General features: G+C 66.2%; 10 protein-coding genes. 1 reads left to right on the top strand and 9 read right to left on the bottom strand.

All coding sequences use genetic code 11. The features are described 5' to 3' along the window. Positions 1-12 precede the first annotated feature (12 nt). The 3 genes from H0S73_RS25030 to H0S73_RS25020 are packed head-to-tail and all read right to left on the bottom strand — an operon-like array spanning position 13 to position 1717. A complete protein-coding gene (locus tag H0S73_RS25030; RefSeq protein WP_181054933.1) occupies positions 13-363 on the bottom strand; it encodes a hypothetical protein in 351 nt (116 codons plus the stop codon). 2 nt (positions 364-365) lie between these two features. Continuing rightward, positions 366-917 carry a hypothetical protein gene (locus H0S73_RS25025; protein WP_181054932.1) on the bottom strand — a complete coding sequence of 184 codons (552 nt, stop codon included), beginning with the start codon at positions 915-917 and terminating at the stop codon, positions 366-368. Then, on the bottom strand, positions 914-1717 hold the full coding sequence (locus tag H0S73_RS25020) for a hypothetical protein (protein ID WP_246389504.1): 804 nt from the start codon (positions 1715-1717) through the stop codon (positions 914-916). The genes H0S73_RS25025 and H0S73_RS25020 overlap by 4 nt, the downstream gene beginning before the upstream one ends. A gap of 182 nt (positions 1718-1899) precedes the next feature. On the opposite strand from H0S73_RS25020, the gene H0S73_RS25015 reads away from it, so the two are divergent. Next, entirely contained in the window at positions 1900-3186 is a 1287-nt protein-coding gene (locus tag H0S73_RS25015; RefSeq protein ID WP_181054931.1) for an acyltransferase family protein, read from the top strand. Here the strand turns inward: H0S73_RS25015 and H0S73_RS25010 are convergent. The 6 genes from H0S73_RS25010 to H0S73_RS24985 form a co-directional block, all read right to left on the bottom strand. Further along, a complete protein-coding gene (locus tag H0S73_RS25010; protein WP_181054930.1) occupies positions 3137-5296 on the bottom strand; it encodes a peptidase G2 autoproteolytic cleavage domain-containing protein in 2160 nt (719 codons plus the stop codon). The genes H0S73_RS25015 and H0S73_RS25010 overlap by 50 nt on opposite strands. A gap of 101 nt (positions 5297-5397) precedes the next feature. Beyond that, positions 5398-12453 (bottom strand): LPD23 domain-containing protein, encoded by a 7056-nt coding sequence (locus H0S73_RS25005; RefSeq protein ID WP_181054929.1) that lies wholly within the window; start codon positions 12451-12453, stop codon positions 5398-5400. After that, complete coding sequence (locus tag H0S73_RS25000) at positions 12453-15530, bottom strand: transglycosylase SLT domain-containing protein (RefSeq protein ID WP_181054928.1); 3078 nt, start codon at positions 15528-15530, stop codon at positions 12453-12455. The genes H0S73_RS25005 and H0S73_RS25000 overlap by 1 nt, the downstream gene beginning before the upstream one ends. Further along, positions 15530-16072, bottom strand: coding sequence for a virion core protein, T7 gp14 family (locus H0S73_RS24995; protein ID WP_181054927.1), 543 nt, complete (start codon positions 16070-16072; stop codon positions 15530-15532). Before H0S73_RS24995 ends, H0S73_RS25000 begins: the two co-directional genes overlap by 1 nt. A gap of 3 nt (positions 16073-16075) precedes the next feature. Further along, on the bottom strand, positions 16076-16513 hold the full coding sequence (locus H0S73_RS24990; protein WP_181054926.1) for a hypothetical protein: 438 nt from the start codon (positions 16511-16513) through the stop codon (positions 16076-16078). Positions 16514-16532: 19 nt separating this feature from the next. Further along, positions 16533-17624, bottom strand: a 1092-nt coding sequence (locus H0S73_RS24985) for a phage tail protein (RefSeq protein ID WP_484502647.1), incomplete at its 5' end; no start/stop codon positions are given.

The raw sequence follows: 17624 nt of genomic DNA, 5'->3' as shown, positions 1-17624 counted from the left end.
GGACACCCCGGGCTATCCCGGACGATGCGTGATCAGCTCCTTGATGAACCCGTCGAGCTTCTCACCCATCTTCTCGAAGCGCGTACCGAGACCGTCAATGGAATCGCTCAGCCGCTCCTCGACCTCCCGCAGCACCTCGCGAGACACCAGCCTCTCGGCCTGGGTGATCTGGTGCGCGTTGAGCGCCGCCTGCAGAACGATGATTTTTTCGTGCGCCTTGGCGGCGCTCTCGTTCGCCTCCTTGGCCGCCTTCTCGGCCGCAAGGGCCTTCTGCTCCGCCGCGATCCAGAATCGGATCACAGTCAGGGCCGCCCCGCCGATCATGAAGATGGTCGAGATGCTGATGTCCCAATTGAACTGCATGCTTACCGGCCCTTCGTCGGCAGGACGGTTTCGGCGATCGCCCGCTCGGCAATGGTGCGCACGGCATCCCCGGATCGCTTGGAGCCCGACGAGCTGCCAAGCCAGTAATTGATCACCTGCGTCATGGCCGCCCCGAGGACGCCGAGCAGGATGTTGGCGACAGTCGCCTGCCGCTCATCCAGGGCGAGAGGCTGCGCCAGGACAAGGTACAGAGCCCCGCCGAACATCAGCGTGACCAGGACCGAGACGAGCGGCGCTCCCCACGAGATCGCCGAGCCGGTTTGCGCCAGGGTGATCGTCTGCTGCCGGGCGTCCTGCGCATCCTGGATCTCCAACCGGAACACCTCCAGGGCGGAGCGCGCCTGCTCGGCAAAGGCCTCGGCCAGTGCCGGGTTAAGCGCGATCTGGTCCTGCGCTTTCTGCGGATCGTCGGTGCCGAACACGACCTTGGCCACATCGGCCACGCGACCGGCGGCCACGCCGGCATCCTTGCCCGCAAAGAGCCCGATCAACTCAGGGGCATATTGCAGCAACAGACCAACGATGGGGATCATGCAGACTTCCTTCCAAAGAGCGCCTCGAGGAGGCGCTGAAGCTTGTTCGCAAGGCTCACCTTGGCGGGCACAGGCTCGACCGGCTCCACGTCCGGAGGTGGCGGCACGGCGTCGATCACGGGGATGGTGGGCATAGGCACATAGCCTGCCGCCTTCAGGGCCGCTGCGAAGGCGCGGTAATACCCGGCGATCTTGGCCGCCTCGTCCAGGCCGTTGATGATCTTGCGGGCGCTGTAGGGGTCTGCGGCGACGCCCCGCTCGAAGTAATCCGCCAGCTTCTTGCCGGTGAACCAGCCATTCACCATCCCGCAATACATGATCGCGGCGGCCGTCTCCGGCTCCTCCGCCAGTTCCGGGAATGTCAGGAGATCCACGCCCAGCATGTTGCCCGCGCGCTTGTAGTTGTCGCGCCCGGTGATCTGGGCGAAGCCGCGCCCGCGATAGGTCCAGCCGTCATTGCCGCCGAGGTTGCCCATGCGGGCGCCGTAGACCTTGTTGGCCAGTTCCTGCGGCTTTCGCACATACATTTGCGCCGAGGCGATCGAGGGGAAGCGGGTTGGCCACACGTCGCGGATCCGGGCCGCCGAGGTGTAGGTCAGATTCTCGACGACCGGCTGCATCTTCGCGCCGGTCTCGTGAAATGCCGTGGCAAAGCAATACGCCAGGTGGTCGGGCGCCATCCCGGCCGGGATCGCATCGAGCATGGCGTCCATGCCCTGCACCTGCTTTTCGGTCAGCTTGCCGCCGAACAGGGAGCCGCGTACGGCCGCGAAGAACTTCGCTCGGTCCAGGATTGCCATGTGCGCCACCCCAAAATACGCAACAAAACTGGTGGCAAATTATCAGATATTTTTCGAACTATAAACCGAATATGACGTAGTAAATTGTGAGTAAAATATGACGTGACGTTTTGACCTTCCCCCGCTCCGGAAGCCCGTTTATAGAGGAAGGACTGTTGGCACGGTGGCGGGACACGAATCTGATGAAAGAGCGGCTTTCCTATCTGGACGGCTTGCGCGGCCTGGCCGCGCTCATTGTCGTTCTCCATCACGGGCTGATCTATGCGGCCCCGGCCCTGTATTTCGGGGAGGCGCGATACAGCCGGTTCGCGTGGGACGTGCCCTTGTCCGGTTCGCCGTTCCTGCTGTTCTTCGCCGGCAATTTCGCCGTGTCGGTCTTCTTTCTCCTGAGTGGGTTCGTGCTGGCGCACGTATTCTCACGGACCGTTGCCGGCCCCGCGGCCCTGGTGGCGAAACGCTATGTCCGGCTCACCGTCCCGATCACGGCGGCCAACCTCCTGTCCCTGGTGGTCACGGCCGCCATGATCGCGCTCCCGGCGCTTGCGGCTTACAGTCTGGTCCGCCCCGGCATGGCGGCCGATGCCTCGTTCCTTTCGAACGTGATCGGCGGCCTCGCCTTCTGCCTGAGGGAAGCATTCATTCACGCGACCCTGACCGGCATCGACGGCGGGACCTATAACGGCGTGCTGTGGACGATGCAGGTCGAGTTCATCGGCTCGGTTCTGCTGATTGCCGTGTTCACGCTCGCCCGTGCCCTGACCCGCACCGACGAGGCAAGACTGAACCTAGCCGCTGTGATCTGTGCTGTCCTGGCCCTGTGCTGGTATCAGTCGAACCTCGCCCTGTTTCCAACAGGCGTCCTCCTGTACCGACTTGGCCGCGCCCTGCCCGCCTCGCGTCCGATCGAGATCGCCGGCTATGGGCTACTCGCCCTCGGCCTGTATCTCGGCTGCATGCCGGAGAGCGGCCTGCGCCCGCAGATCCAGAACGCGCTCCTTCAGTTCACCGGCACCGATATGGTGACGCTGGCGAACCATTCGGTCCTGCGGCCGATCTTCAAGCTGTTCGGGGCCAATGTGTGGGTGCCGTTCCCGTTCCTGCCCGTCCCGCTGTGGCGTGCTTGGGGCGCTGTGCTCGTGCTGCTCGCAGTTCTGTGCAGCCCGTCGCTGCGCCGGGCCCTGTCGAGCCGGGCGTGCGCGTTTCTCGGGTTGATCTCGTTCCCGCTCTACCTCGTGCACGGCACGGTCCTGCAGGCGGTGTTCGTGCCGGTGTTCGAGCACTTCGGGCGCACGACCGGCGCCATGCTCGCCGCCCTTGCCGCGTTCGTTCCGGCCGCTCTGCTTATCGCCGTGGTGTTCACCCGACTTACCGAGGGCCGCGCGCTCCGGTGGTCGGAGCGCGCCGGCCGGTTCTTCCAGGTCAGCGGACAAGCCACTCCTCGACCGTCCCAGAGATATCGCGCAGCTTGAGCCAGCGGTCGCCCACCGGCTGACCCTTGCGGATCCGCAGCTTGCCGAGCAATCCGATCGTCACCCATTCGGGACGCTCGGACCGCGGCGTGTATTCCGCCTCCGGGTCATAGTCCGGGTTGAGCACACGCCGCTCTTGCGTCGAGCGCACGGCGTCGTCCGGCACCGTCACACCTTCCGGGATTTCGTCGACCGGGTAGCTGTGCGGCGTGATGTCGACGCGGGTCTCATCCGGATAGTGCAGTTCCTCACCGTCGCGCACCACCGTGCGGCCCGGAATCGTGATCTCGCTGCGATCCTCCCAGGACACGACCTCGTAAGGCTCCAGGACATAAGATCCCCACGCGTCGCGCAGGTATTTCTCGGTCCACCGGTTCCAGCCGGTATCGCCGACCACCATGGGGTTGGTCGACACGGCACCGACGATCGCCGCAGCGTCGTCCTCGGGCGTGGCCCCGCGCACCTTGCCGTTCTCGATCACCACGGTCAGTCCGCGCCGGTCCTCCCCTGCGGGGTTGCCGTCCGCCCATTCGAAATACTCGGCATAGTCCGCGCCCGCGCCCGAATAGGCCCCGTCCGACAAAACACTGCCGTCGCCGCGGATCATGATCTCCACATCGGCCAGGTTGCCGGAAAAGGCCCGCAGGAAGTTGAACGAGGTGGAACCTGCGCGGGCCACGTTCATATACAGGAGGTCGTTGGCAAAGGTGGTTTTCTGCGTGTCGAGCGACAGGCCGTTGCCGTTGGAGTTCTGGGCGTCGACCTGCATATCGCCCGCCGCCCCCACCAGAAGGCGCGCGCCGTTCGAGGCCACGCCACCGGTCCGGCGGCGGAACTGAATCGCCTGCGACGGGCTTTCCGCGCTCATCACCAGCGTGCCGAGTTCCATCCCAACCGCTGCCGCGCCGTCCGTCGACTGCCAGCCGAACTTCCACCGCTTCGGCGGATTGTAGAACGCGCCCATCGGGCCAAGGCGGTAGCCGATCGAGATCTGGCCGCCGTCGACAGGACCGCCGCCGGTCACGTCGATGCCGCGGGCGATCGTGTTGGAGTTGTGCATGTTGATGTCGACTTCGAGGCCCCACAGGTTCGTGTTGTTGAACCCCTTGTCCTCCGCCACGGTGTTGCCGCCGAAGGCGATGCACCCGTCGGCGGCCACGTTGCCGATCCCCCACAAGCCGAGCGATCCCGTCACCGGTGATGACGTGGTGACGTGGCCGGCCACGCCCGCTGCGTGGTTGGCCAGAGTCGAGTTGGCCGGAACCTTGATCGCGCCCTCAACGCCAGTAATGGCCGATCCCCCCCAGGAGCGCGGGCCGAAGCCGCCGATATCGACCGTGAAGCCTTCGACCGAATAGGTTTTCACATCGGTCCAGGAGGAGACATTATCCGGATTGTAGAAGAACCCAGCCTGATACGACCCGAACCCGGCCGGCGCCGTGCGCGTCTTGAAGGAGAGATCCGAACCGACGCCGATCGCCCGACCCGCGCCCCAGGCCCCGCTGGTTTTGGGGCCGTAGAACGTCAGGGTGGCCTCGTCCAGATAATAGTCGCCGTTGACGCCCACCCCTGCGGACGGGATTCCCGAGCCGCCGATAATCGTACTCGGGAAATCGGCCGTCACCCGCGGCTTACCGGCGTCGTCGAACCCCAGGAGCTTGCCGGCCCGCAGCGCCTTGGCCGGCAGGCGCATGTCGATTGCCCCGTCTCCGACCGGCGCCCGCAGGTCACGGGCCGTGCCCTCCTGGTAGATCTGCTGCACTTGCATGGCGAGCAGATCAAACGTGCGCTCGTGCGTCTCGGCATGGAATCCGCCCTGGTTGCCGATGCGGTTCGGCTGCGCGAGCGGAACCTGCCGCACGACGGTGATCTTGGTTCCAATCGGCAGGGGCGCGGCCGGCGAGATCGGATAGGTGACCGTGCCGCCGTCGTCGGAGTTGAGTCCCGCGACCGTGAACCCGGACGTGACCGTGGACAGGGAGCCGGCTGCGTCCTCGATCTCCAGGACGAGGTGCGACGCCGACAGGGCCTTGAACGGGAAGTCCCAATTCCGGTTCGCCCCGTCCGCGTTCCAGGTCTCCGACCGGCCGTTCCCTACCGCAACTGTCATCGGTACGCCTCACAAAATGCGTTACATATTCGCATGAAGTTTTAGCGTCTTTGTCCCGGAATATCTAGGACCGAATTACCAGCACCAAATATTTCAACATATTACCGACGCGAGAACAGAAAGTCGGTCCATTGCAGATCCCCCTCCTGCGCATGACGCCAAGCGTTGTTGCCGATGGTCGTCGCCTGCCCGATCGGGAGCCCGACAGCCATGCCGGCCGCGTCCGCCGTGTTCTTGGCGATGACGCGCGGATTGGCCTCGGATCCCTTGCCGATTTCGGTCGCCACCTTGAACCCGGCGCCGAGCATGCGCCCAACCGGGTTCGGGTCGCTCTCGAAGCCGCGGTCGAAGGCGGAGGCCGCGTCGCGCAGAAGCGGGATCGTGGCGAGCGGGTAGAGCGCCACCTTCCAGACCGCCCACGACGCATAGGCCGCCGGCAGGCCCTTCTCCTCCTTGTCCTCGTCGTCCGGCCCACGCCCGGTCAGCAGGTCGGCCATCACGGCCGGCACCACCACGAACCACAGGCCGCGCCAGAATACGTCGCGGGCGAGCTCCATGTCGCGGGTCTGGAAGGCCGTCCGGAAGTCCCGGTTCAAGGTCCACAAGTTGTTGAACAGGACGTTGAACGGCCCGTAGAACATGGTGAGCAGCTGGAAATTCGGGTCGACCTGGAGCGAGGACACGTCCTTGGTGCCGCCCGTGCCCTGCGACAGGCGCACCGCCCGGTCGCCCGCCTCGATCGCGCCCTGCTCGTCCGCCGGGAATTGCTCGAGATGGGCGTTGTAGCCGGCGAGCCAGGTCGGCACCGACACCCACCGGTCGGCCACCGCGATCCCCATGAAGCCGAACCGCTGCGCCGCGGCGAGCGCCCCGCCCTCGCCCTGGACCTTGGCCAGTCCGAGGCGCACCTCGCGGCTCAAGGTCGAGGCGCGGTTGCGCATCTCGGAGGATTTCGAGAATACGAACTCTTCGACCGCATTCCTCTGCCCGCCCTCCATCGGATTCGACGGACCGGCCATCCAGTATTGTTTCATGGCCGAGGCGAGCGGCCGCAGGCCCACGCGCGCCACCGACGGACCGAAGCCCGCAAACTGCGTTATCACCGTGGTCCAGCGATAGGCGAGCGCATAAATGCCGGCGTTCGACCGGACCTTGCCGAGGAACCGCTGGAACCCGTTCACGTCGCCGAGATCGTCGCCGTGCCAGATGCGTTTCAGCCACTTCTTGAACTCGTCCTGGAACGGCGCCCCGAGATGGTCGCGGATCGCGGTCGCAATCTGCGGATCCATCAGAATCTTGTTGACCTCCTTCACCGCCTCCCAATGGGTGATGTCGTGGACCACCTTCTCGATATGGCGCTGGATCACGTCGAGGTTGACGGAGAGCGGCTCCGAGTATTCCTCCACGCGGGATTTCAGATAGCCCGCCTCGCGCCCGAGCCGCGCGAATTGCGGATCCATCTGCAGGTCCTCCTTCGACATGAGCCGGGCCGACACGTCGACCGACTGCGCGTTGTCATAGACCAGCGGGTAATAGCCGCCCTGGTAGGTGCCATGCGGCGTCACCACCTCGCGCGCCTCCACCTTCACCGGCTCCAGGCCCGTGAGGCGCTTTTCCAGGGCGGAGGCTTCCGGCCACAGGGAATTGATCTGGTCCCAGATTTTCTGGATCGCGTCCCAATCCTGCTTGGTCAGGACCCCGAGCGCCTCGTCGAGTTTGGCTTGCGTGTCGACGCCGCCGCCCTTGCGCAGCCGCTCGCCCTTCATGAGACGGTCGAGGTTCGACGCCGTGCCCGTGTTCAGGGCGATGGCGAAGATCTCGGATTTCTTCAGGGACCGGCCCATGCCCGGGAAGTGGTGGCTCTCGGCGAGATAGCCCTTGGGGAACGTGTCCCAGACGGCGAGGATCGGCGCCATCACCTGTTCGCGCAAGGCAATCTCACGCGCCTCTGCGTCGGCGACCGGCTTCCACAGCATGCGCCGCCACGGCCCGTTGATGTCGCCGCCGTCGAGCCACTCGATCACCTGCTCGATGCGCGCCATGGTGGCGGCGGCCGAGAGCACCTGTGCCTGGAGCTTTTCCCACTTGGTCGGCGTGAACCCCTTGATGTCCTTGCGCCGGTCGGTGTTGGCCTCGAGCGCCGCCGTCAGCTCGTCCTTGGCGTTCTGGAAGTCGATCGCCTTGCGGTTCAGGATCAGCTTGTTCTTGAGCTTGCCGAGGTGCTCCAGATTCTGCACGGAATCGACCACGGCCCGCAGGTCGTCCACGGTCAGGTCCTTGTAGGAGACCGTCGCCGCCTCGTCCCTGAGATGCTGCGGAATGGCGATCATCTCGCCCGCCGCTTCCTTCTCCGCAATGAACGCCGCCAGGGCCTTGCGCCGCTCGATCGTGCGTAAGGATGTCGACGGCCGCAGGTCGTAGCGTTCGAGCAGACCCTCGATCTGGTCGAGATAGTCCGGATCCACGCTCGCCGGCCGCTTCCGGTTGCCGAAGCGGTTCAGGTAGCGCGTCGCGCGCTCAACCTCCTCCTTGGCCCGGCGCGATTCCAGGGCGAGGTAGTGGGCGAACAGTTGCTTGCGCTTCCACTCCGCCGCCGCCTTGAAGTCCCCGGCGAGGATCGCCTTCTCGGCCTCGGACGCAGCCTTCTGTTCCTGCCGCGTGTAGAACCCGACACGCTGCGCGTCCGCGATCTTTTTCGCCGCGATGATGTCGCGCGCCATCCGGGCCGCCACCTGACGCGGCATGGGGTTGTTCACGCCGCCCCGACGGGACAGCGCCCGCATTTCGGTCTCGATGAACTCGGCCCGCTTGTCGTTGTGCATGGCGGCCACGGCCTCGTCGGCAAGCCGCGCCTGGTCGTTGAGCAGGTCGCCGTAGCGGTCGCGCATGCGTAAGGCGACCTCCTCCGTGATGGCGCGGGCCATGGGCGGCGCCGAGAGGAGATCCTGCACCAGGGCGTCGCCGCTCTCGTAGCCGAAGGCCTCCGCGAGGATGTCGGGATGCACGGCCGCCACATCCTTGCGTTTGTTCGTCGCCGGGTCCGCATAGATCGGCGGCACGTAGCGCGGCAGGCGCGTGAGCACGGAATCGCCATAGCGGTCGACGAGATAGGCCCGGTCGAGTACCATGCGCGCGCCCGGCACGACCACGCCCTCGGCGATGCTCTGCCCCGTCCGCAGGTAATGCGTCACCTGATAGACCGGCATGCGGGAGAACTCGTCGACCACCTCCTCGCGCACGGCTTTCTTGTTCTCGCGCCACTCGCGGGAGGTTTCCCGCTTTACGTCAGCGAGGAGCCGCGCCTGGAGATCGGCCTTGGCCTGCTCGGTTGCCGCCTCGGCCAGTTGGCGGTAGCGCTGGAACTCGGCGTCTTCCATGCCGGTCGTCGCCTGATCCATCCAGCCGCGAAACTCACGAGCGTTTTGCTGTGCATTGATCTCCTCCTCCGTCGCCAGCATGCGGTCGAACACCGCCTTGATCTCCGGTGTGACCGTCACGTTCAGGCGCGTGATCTTGCGATAGATGAACGTCAGCCACGCCCGGAAGCGCGAGAACGCCCCCTGCAGCGCCTCAGACGGCGCCTTGCCCTCGAAGAGGTACGCCTCGAATCCCCGGGCGAATTGCTCGTGCGCGTCGACCGTGATCTTGTCATCGGTCAGCCCGAGCCAGTCCTTGATCTGCTGCCAGTCGTCCTTGAGCGCCTGCGGGGCATTCTCGGCCAGGGCCATGTCGCGCGTCACCTCCAGGAAGAAGTGACCGCTCTCGTGCAGGAACGTGCTCAGGTCCGCCTTTTCGAACAGGTTGATGATCGTCCGGCCGGTGCCGAACTGGATCGAGCCGCGCTTGTCGGCCCGCGGGCCGCCGAGATCACTCTTGCCCTGGAAGTATTCGCGCGGGGCGCCCACCGACTGCATGGCCTCGCCGTGCGTGTCTGTCCGCACGATCACGATCTGCTGCCCGTCCGGCACGTCCTGCGTATACCACGGCAGGTCCGGCTCCTGGCCCGCCTGCCGCTCCGCCTCGCGGGCCTCGACGTTGCGCGCCTCCACCTCGCCCGCAATGCGCCGATAGTATTCGAACCGGGCGGCTTGCGCGAGCTTCTGCTTGGCCGTCATCAGGTCCGTGGGATCGGCCAGCATGGAACGCTGCTGCAGGCGCTGGACCTCCGATTGCAGGCGCTCCACCGCCTCGCCCTCGTAGATCTCGCCCATGGTCGTGTTGCCGCCGGGCGCGAACCCTTCCGTGGCCTGAATGGCATGCGCGATCTCGTGCAGCAGGATCGAGCGCAGTTTTTCCGGGGTTCCGGCCGAAGCCTCGATCTCGCCCGTGTCCTCGTAGAACGCGCCGTCGTCCTTCTCACCGAGGGACAGGGCCACCTCGCTGTCCGCCAAGGCCGGGTAGGCCTTGAACAGTTTGTCGTGTGTGAGCACGTCGCCGAGGCGCCCGACGAAACGATTTTCCGTAAAAGCGGAAACGTTCACCGTCGCATCCGCGTCCGCGATCTCGAACCGCCATGCGCCGTCGACGCCCTGGAACCAGCCGGTCGCCTCGAAGATCTCGTCCGGATAGGCTCCTTGAGCCTGCATGCGGGCCGCTTCCTGGAGCGCCGGCACTTCCGCCCCGTCGAGCCGCACCGCGCCCTGCACGCCCGCGAACTGGAACAAGGCCCCTTGCTCCGCGTCCCGGTTGGTGATCGCCTCCAGCTCCTGCCGGATGGTCTCGTTCGAGAGCGATTGCACCGACAGCCCCAGCTCGTCCAGCGTCCGGCCCATGGTGTCGAGCCGGGCTAGGTATTCCGTCGACAGGTCCACGGAATCGGGCGTGCGTCCGCCCGTATAGATGCTATCGCCGCCGAGCTCTCGGTCGAGCGCCGCGAGCAGGTCGTCGATCGAGGGGCGGGTCTCGCCGAATTCCGGGAAGTAGCCCGCCTCCCACGCAGCCAGCGCCGCGTCGTCGAGGTTCATGCCCTTGCCCGATTTGGCCAGGAGCGTGCCGCCGACATCGCGGGCGCGCAACTCGCCGCCCGAATCCTGCAGGCCGCCCTTCGACCGCAGGAAGGTGGACAGGCTCGGCCCCAGGGCCTTGCGCTTTTCCCGGTCGACCGCCACCTCGCGGCCGGCGCGCAGATCGTCGAGGAGCAGGTCGAGATCGTCCGTCGACTGGTAGGACAGTTGTTCCGGGAAAGCGAAGCGGATTTCCACGCCGCGGTCCTGGTAGAGTTGGAATGCGTCGCCGCCGGTCTTGTCGGCGAGGGTGGAAAAGAACGCCTGCCACACGGTCGCGTATTGCTCGGCCACGTCGAGGGAGCGCCCGGCCGCCACCGCCTTGTCGCGGATATCCAGGAACACCTGCTGCCCCGGGGCCTCGCGGGCACTCTCGGCTTTCAGGGCTTCGAGATCCTCCTCCATCAGGCGGGCGCGGGTTTCCTGCCATGCCTCGTTGAACGCCTCGGCTTCAGCCTGGGTCATGTCCTCCGGAGACAGCCGCAGATGCGGGATCAGGGCATTGCCGAGATCCGTCCCGGCGAGTTTCGTCGCATAATCGGAAAGTCGCATTTCCACATCGCCGCCGGTCGCCATGGCCTCGGCATAGGCCCCGGGGAAATCGTCGAATTGCAGGTCGGCCGGGTTGACGTTGTAGGACTGAAACAGTTCGTTCAGCCGCTCGACCGGCACGTAGACAGTCTTGGCGGCATCCGACGTCGCCGCCTCGAACGCCTCCTTGAACTTCTGCGGGTTGCGCTCGCGCAGGCCGTCGTCCTTCAGATCCTCGTTCAGTTGCGTGAAGATCGCGACCGTCTTCTGCGACCGGCGCGCGGCCCCGAGATCCTTGACGAAGCCAGGCGCGGCGAACAGCGGCCCCATGATGGTCATCGCCTTGGCGGTCTCGATGCCAGCCTCGCCGATGCGCGCGGCCCATTGGCCCGGCGTCAGGAAATCGAACTCGCCGTCGCTCGCCGACTTGGCCAGTTCGCCGCCGAGGATGGTCATGGCTTCCTGTGCCATCTCGGTCGTGATCTCGGTCGCGCCCGCCTCGCCGACCTGCTTGGCCGCCGCCGTCATGGCCGCCCGGAAGGTCGGGCGTTTCAAGGCCTCTTTCAGCCCCTCGCGGCCGAACAGGCGCGTGGCCTCGTCGAGCCCGAGCGCCTTCAAGGCCGGCACGGTCTGGAGCATGGTCCCGAGCGAGAACGTCTCCAGGCCCGCATTGACGAAGCCCGACAGGGCCGCCGCGAGCCGGGCCGCATCCGGATCCAGCCGGTTGCCCTGCTCGTCCTTGAACCCGAGGAACTCGCGATAGGCGAGGCCCGATTCCAGTTCGTAGGCCTTGAGCGCCGCGCCGGCCGCCGCGCCCGCCTTGGCACCGACGGCAAGGCCCGCAGCCGCGCCAGGCACGGCGCCGACGCCACCCGCCGCCGCGCCACCAACGCCACCGATCAGCGCACCGGTTCCGCCGCCGACGGCCGCGCCCTTGAACCCGGCAATCCCGCTTTCGATCATCATCGGCGCCATCTGGGCCGCGCTCGTCCAGGCCCCGGAGAACCAGCCGTCGGCGCCGAACTCGTCACGCGCCTGCGCTTCGATCCGGTCGGCCTCGGCGATCATCTCCGGCGTGGCGCGGCCATAAAGCTGCGCATGCCCGATCTCGGCAAGGCGCGTCTGCCGGTAACCTTCCGAGAACGCCGCCCCACCAGACTGGAACAGCCACGACAGGCCGGACAGGCGCTCGAGCTCGTCGAGCTTGACCACGGCGCCGTTGTCCTCAGAGGAGAACCATTCCCGCAGGCCGGGATTGGCCTCCAGCGCCTTGCGCATCTTGGAGACCGTTTCGCGCTTCTCCAGCGCGCCGAGGTTCGCCACCGCGAAATCCACCATCAGCCCGTCGCGGTCGGCGATCGCCCGTGCCTTGCCATAGGTTTCCGGGTCGTGCTGCTCGGCCAGTTGCAGGCCGCGCGACACCTTGGCGGATTCCTCCTGCTTGACCTCCTCGAAGAAGCCGGCGAACTCGTCCGGACGGTCGATCTTGGGCAAGGCCGGCAGGGCACCCGACGGCGGCTCGAAGGTGGTCGCCGCGCCGAGGGATGTAACCTCGCTGGTCTGACGCCTCTTCTCGGTTTCCTCTTGGGCGACCTCTTTGAAGAAAGCGTCAAACTCGGACATCACTCACCTATGCGTAAAGGATATTCGCGGCGTAACCACTGCGAATATAGCATAGACAAATCCAAGTCAGTAGGCACCCTTCCTAGAGCCGCTGCAGCTTGAGTTTTGAACCGGTTTATTTTGTCTGACGGAACTGGCACCGGGCGCCCTGTATGTGCGGTCAATATTTCATTGTATATGGAAGCGGTTTTTTTCGACGTGGGCGCCTCGCCGGTCAGCCGGCGGTGCGTCTCGATGATCATGGTCCGGGCCTCATCCGGCACGTCCTCCAGTTTGGACGCCACATCGAACACTCCCGTGGTCTCGCCGATCGGCGGCAGATTGTTGCGGATCCGGCTCTCGTTCTCCTCCGGCCGGCCCATCTCGAACCGGTACTTGGCCTTCCCGGAGAAGAACCCGCCCTGCGTGACCGGCGTGGAAAGCGCATCCACGATTTTCTGTATTTCCTCATTGGTGGCTTTGCGCTTCTGCGCCACCTGCACGGCCGAGACCTCCTGCTCGAGGCGCATGAAGAACAGTCCGGCGCGCGCCTCGCTTTCGGCCGTGGCCTCCTTGCCCGTGGTAGCGATCCCCATCTTGCCGAGCGCCATGGTGCCGAGTTCCTTGACGGTCAGGATGCCGGCACCCTGGGACGCGTCGCGCACGCCCTTCTTGGCATCGGCCTGCTTCTGCGCAAAGTGGCGCAGGTGCTCGCCCGACAGCCGGTCGGCATAGTCCATCAGGTTGAAATCGTCGGCCGCAAGCTGCTCCGGCGTCATCTGGGACAGGCGGTAATAGGTGCCCTCGTCGGTCTTGTCGCGCTTGGTCTCGCGCCGGTCCTCATAGTCCTGCATGCGCTTGACCGTCTCCGGGCTCTGCTCGATCAGGGCCGAGTAGATCTCCGGCGGCAGGTCGTCGACGGACCCGCCCTGGAGGACATGCGCCCAAGCCTGGTTGCCCGTGTCCTTCAGGACGGACTTGCGTTGCCGCTCCATCTGCGCGATCCGCGCCTCGGTCTGGCGCACCACCGTGTCGCGGATATTCTCCGGCGCCGCCTGCGCATAGGCCCGCATGGCGTCCGGATCGAAATCGTCCGGGCGCACGCGGGTCGAGACGGCCGGCGGCACGTCCACCGGGGCATTGACGAGCGGCGTCATGGTGACGGGCGAGGGTGTGGTCGTGTCGAGCACGGGAGCTCCCGCAACCGGCGCCGTGACCGGGAAGGCTCCTTGAGCAGCGATCGCCGCATAGGGGCTCGTCACGCCTGACGCCATGCGCGCCATGTTGGCGGGCATCGGCAGGTTGCCGTAGCCCGCCGCCATCGTGGGCTGTCCGAGGTAGCCCGTCGTCTGGGTTTCCTGGGTGGCGCCCCGGGCCCATTGCGGCAGGCCGCCCCACGACCGCGCGCGACCGATATCGAGGTGGAGGTGCCCCGGGCCGTCCTCGTAGAAGCCCACGCCCGTGAATCCGACCTGCCGAGCCAGTTGCAGGAACGCGGTTTTTTCCTCGTCCGGCAGATCCTTGATGTTGAAATCGAACGCGTCGCCGTGCATGTGGCGCGAGGACTTGGCTCCGCCCACGCTCGCATTCGTGCCCGGATCGCGGAAGCCGGAATTCATCTCGACGCGGCGCCCGGTCAACTCCTCGAAGCGGCGGCCGAGCTCGTTCGCCATCACGAGCGCGCGCTGATCGACGAACGCCCCGGGGCGCCCGCGGAAGACCTGATCCGGCTTGTAATAGCTGTCCGCCGGGAATTCGGCCTGCGTCACCCGCCGCCCCACGGGGGGCAGGTCCGGCATGTCGCGCAGGGTGGGCTTGGTCTCGACCGGCCCGCCCATTTCCTCGGCATAGCGCGTCAGGGTCTTGCGGACGTAGGGCTCCGTCTCCTCGCGTCTGGGAAGGACGGCGTAATCCCGGCCCGCATTGAGCCACTTGTCGGCGTTGGCCGGGCCGGCATTGTAGGCGATCAACGCCGCCTCGATATCGCCGCTGTATTTGGTGAGCTGCTGCTGCAGGTAGAACGCGCCGTGCTCCAGGTTCACGGCCGGGTTCTGCTTGTAGAACTCCTGCACCTGAGCGTCGCTCATCTTCGACAGGCCGTAGATCCCGCCGAGCGCGTCGTCGATCTCTTTGGCCGTGCCGGGCATGACCTGCATCAGGCCGGCGGCGCCCTTGGGCGAGACCGCGCCGGGATTGCCCGAGGATTCCGATCCGACCACCGCGCGCACCAGCTTGGTGCCGGGCGAGCCCGCGACCGTCACGCCGGAGAGATAGTCCTGCGCCTGCTGCCGGCGCAACGGTACCTCGAGCGCGCGCTGGATCTCAATATGGTCCGCGCCCTCGATCTCGCCCTTGTTGGTCTCGTAATAGTTCAGCGCCGCCTTGGCGTCGTCGTCCCGCAGCATGCGCCCGAAGATCGCCTTGTGCACGCCCGAGATCGCCACGCGCGACTTGTAGTCGATCACGTCCTGGGCAGATCCGGCATTGGCCGCCGCCACCGCACGCCGGATGTTCCCCATCTCCTCCTGCAGGATCTCCGGCTTGTCGTAGCCGTTGACCGCGTTCAGCGTCGCCGTCTTCACAGCCGCGTCCTGGGCTTCCGCCTGGAACTTGACCCGGTTGTCCGCCTCGTGCTTGACCGCCGCCGTCTCGTATGACATGCGCGAACGGGTGCGGATCTGGTTGAACCGCTCGGCCTGGGCCGGATCCTTGAGGGTGCCGGTCACGGCGCGGTACACGTCCTCCTCGATCGTGGCGAAGCGTCCCGCCGCGCCCATGGCCTCGGACCCTTGAGTGGTGAACAGGCCCTTGCGCACCGTGCCGTCGGGAAGGGTCTCGTCGGTATACAGCGCCCGGTTGAGGCGCGAGGAATAATCGGCCTGGGCCTGCAGCAGTTGTGCCGCCTGGTCCTTCTCCTGCTGCCGCTCGGCCTCGTTCGAGAATGCCACGCCCGCCCGCGCGATCTCGCCGCCCAGGCCCTGGAGCGCCCGTCCCGTCGCCGCCCCGGAATCGTCCGGCGAGGCCGACGGGTGCTGATACTGGTTCGGCGCCGGAGCGTCCCTAACCTGCCGCTGATCGTAAGTCGGAACCGTTGGCATCAGGTCAGTTTCCCTATGCTAGAAGGACCCATTTTGTACCACTTGTCCGCCACCTGACCGAAGCCGGACACCACGGAGCCGACGGCGCCGATCATGCCGGCCTGCCGGGCCGACTTGGCCTGCATGCGGTTCAGGTTCGCCTCGGCGCGGAAGTTCATCCCCTGCGCCTCGTAGCCCAGGGCCTCGCGTTCGGTGTTGTTGCGGATGGTAAGCACGTCGAGCGCGCCCAACTGCGCCGTGTCGGCCGTGACGTTGAGCGGCGAGCCCGAGGTGAGATCAACGCCGTTCGCCGCCATCGCGGCGGTCTGCTTGCCCCGCAGGGCCGAGACGCGCCGGTTGTGCTCCTGCGCCTCCTGCTCTCCGCGCTTGCGGGCATCCTCGGCCGCGCGCTGCGCCAGGACGTTGTTGTTCTCGTTCACGGCCGCGTTGTACTTGGCCGAGGCCGCCGCGGCGTTGCCCTGCTGGATCGCGCCGACCGCGCCCACGGCCGCGCTCGCGAGAGACGATACCATGGCGATCATCGGGAGAGCGGCGACACACATCTATCAATCTCCCATCGTGAAGCGGTGGAACGGCCGCCCGAGCGGGCCGTGCGGTTCTGCATCATGGATTTTAAAGCCGAGCCATGCAAGCCAGCGCACCGCTTTTTCGTTGCGCATATCTACCCAATTTTCCAGCTTGGGGAAGATAGTTTTGAACTCTGATATGTAAGCCTTATTGCGACGCAGGAAGGCGCGCTCGTACCGCTCGATCAGGGGCGTGCCGACGAGCCAGGGCGTACCGCATTCCAGGGTCATGAGCGAGGAGCGCGACACCCCGAACAGGCACGCATGCTCGCCGTCGACGAGGCCGCACCAGGCTTTGACCGCCGAGCGCATCACGAACAGGATCGCGTCCTCCGGCTTGAGCAGGGTCTGCGCCATGCACTCGCGCCGGTCGGCCTCGCGGATGTTCGCCGCCACCGCCGCGATATCGTCCCACACGGCCGGGCGAATCGTGATCTCAGGTCGCATAGTCGATGTTCGGCGCAATGGACAGGATCGAGGCCGGGAGCGGATAGCGCTGCCGCAGGCAGACCGTGCCGGCCGTGTCGTAGCCGGATCCCGCCGTGATGGTGATCGTATCGGTGATCAGGCTTGGGGCGTCGCCGTAATCCTCGAAGGAACGCGCCTTGTGCTCGTTCATGTCGTCCCAGGAGCCGCCGACCTCGATGCCGCTGGTGTGCAGCACCGACAGGCTGACCTCGCCGACGCCCTTAACCACGCCCTCCGTGGTACGGTCGCCCAAAGCGAAGGCCAGACTCTCGAACAGGCTGTCGTAGCCGAGGCCGAGGCGGATCGTCGAGGCGGCGAACGGCAGATCGACAGCCCCGCCGGTCACGACCAGTTCCCCGTCGAGGCCGACCACAGCGCCATCGGCGAGCCCCAGGACCGCGCGCCCTTCGAGATGATCGAGGCCGGCCACCCTGGACACCGCCGACCCGGCATAGGTCAGGCCGCTATCGACATAGAACGTCTGCTCCCGCGGCGTGGTCGAGAGGTTCGGCACCATGCGCTCGATGTAGCGTCGGGCGACGCCGCCCACCACGCGCCGCACCACGAAATAAGGCACGTCGACATCGTTCTCCGGCACCACCGCGACGCTCTCCACGGTGCCGTCGGTCGTATGCTGCCCCCAGGCCCAGACCTCATGCTCCCGCAGGTAGGTAAGTGCGTTCACGGTGCCGTCGTCCATCACGCACCAGATGATCCCGTAGGGGTTCTTCTGCTGCGCCCAAGCGACCACGCGCCGGGTCTCGAACAGGTGCGAGGACAACAGCGTGAGATCGGACCCGGAATAGTTGTCGCTCTCGAACTTATAGCCCAGATCGCGCACCTGCCGGCCGGAGCGCAGGACGAACAGAATCTGGTCGCCGGTCACCATGGGCGGCACATCGCCGATGCCGTATTCGGATTGAGGCGTCGCCTTGAGCGAGCCCGTGGGGGTGATCACGCCGCCCTCGGTTCCGGTCACGCGCCATTCGCCGGTCTCGGTGAACACGATCAGGTCCTGCATGGCGACGTAGTGCCGGATCTTCTGCAGCTTGCGCCCGGC

This window comes from Microvirga mediterraneensis, assembly GCF_013520865.1.
Lineage (GTDB): Bacteria > Pseudomonadota > Alphaproteobacteria > Rhizobiales > Beijerinckiaceae > Microvirga > Microvirga mediterraneensis.
Note: the sequence above shows the minus strand (reverse complement) of the source record. Positions and strands in the feature narration are given on the sequence as shown.

What these genes read in the sequence shown, in the direction of transcription:
- H0S73_RS25005 (WP_181054929.1), bottom strand. Translation starts at nt 12,453, where the DNA reads ATGTCCGAGTTTGACGCTTTCTTCAAAGAGGTCGCCCAAGAGGAAACC.
- H0S73_RS25010 (WP_181054930.1), bottom strand. Translation starts at nt 5,296, where the DNA reads ATGACAGTTGCGGTAGGGAACGGCCGGTCGGAGACCTGGAACGCGGAC.
- H0S73_RS25020 (WP_246389504.1), bottom strand. Translation starts at nt 1,717, where the DNA reads ATGGCAATCCTGGACCGAGCGAAGTTCTTCGCGGCCGTACGCGGCTCC.
- H0S73_RS25015 (WP_181054931.1), top strand. Translation starts at nt 1,900, where the DNA reads ATGAAAGAGCGGCTTTCCTATCTGGACGGCTTGCGCGGCCTGGCCGCG.
- H0S73_RS25025 (WP_181054932.1), bottom strand. Translation starts at nt 917, where the DNA reads ATGATCCCCATCGTTGGTCTGTTGCTGCAATATGCCCCTGAGTTGATC.
- H0S73_RS25000 (WP_181054928.1), bottom strand. Translation starts at nt 15,530, where the DNA reads ATGCCAACGGTTCCGACTTACGATCAGCGGCAGGTTAGGGACGCTCCG.
- H0S73_RS25030 (WP_181054933.1), bottom strand. Translation starts at nt 363, where the DNA reads ATGCAGTTCAATTGGGACATCAGCATCTCGACCATCTTCATGATCGGC.
- H0S73_RS24995 (WP_181054927.1), bottom strand. Translation starts at nt 16,072, where the DNA reads ATGTGTGTCGCCGCTCTCCCGATGATCGCCATGGTATCGTCTCTCGCG.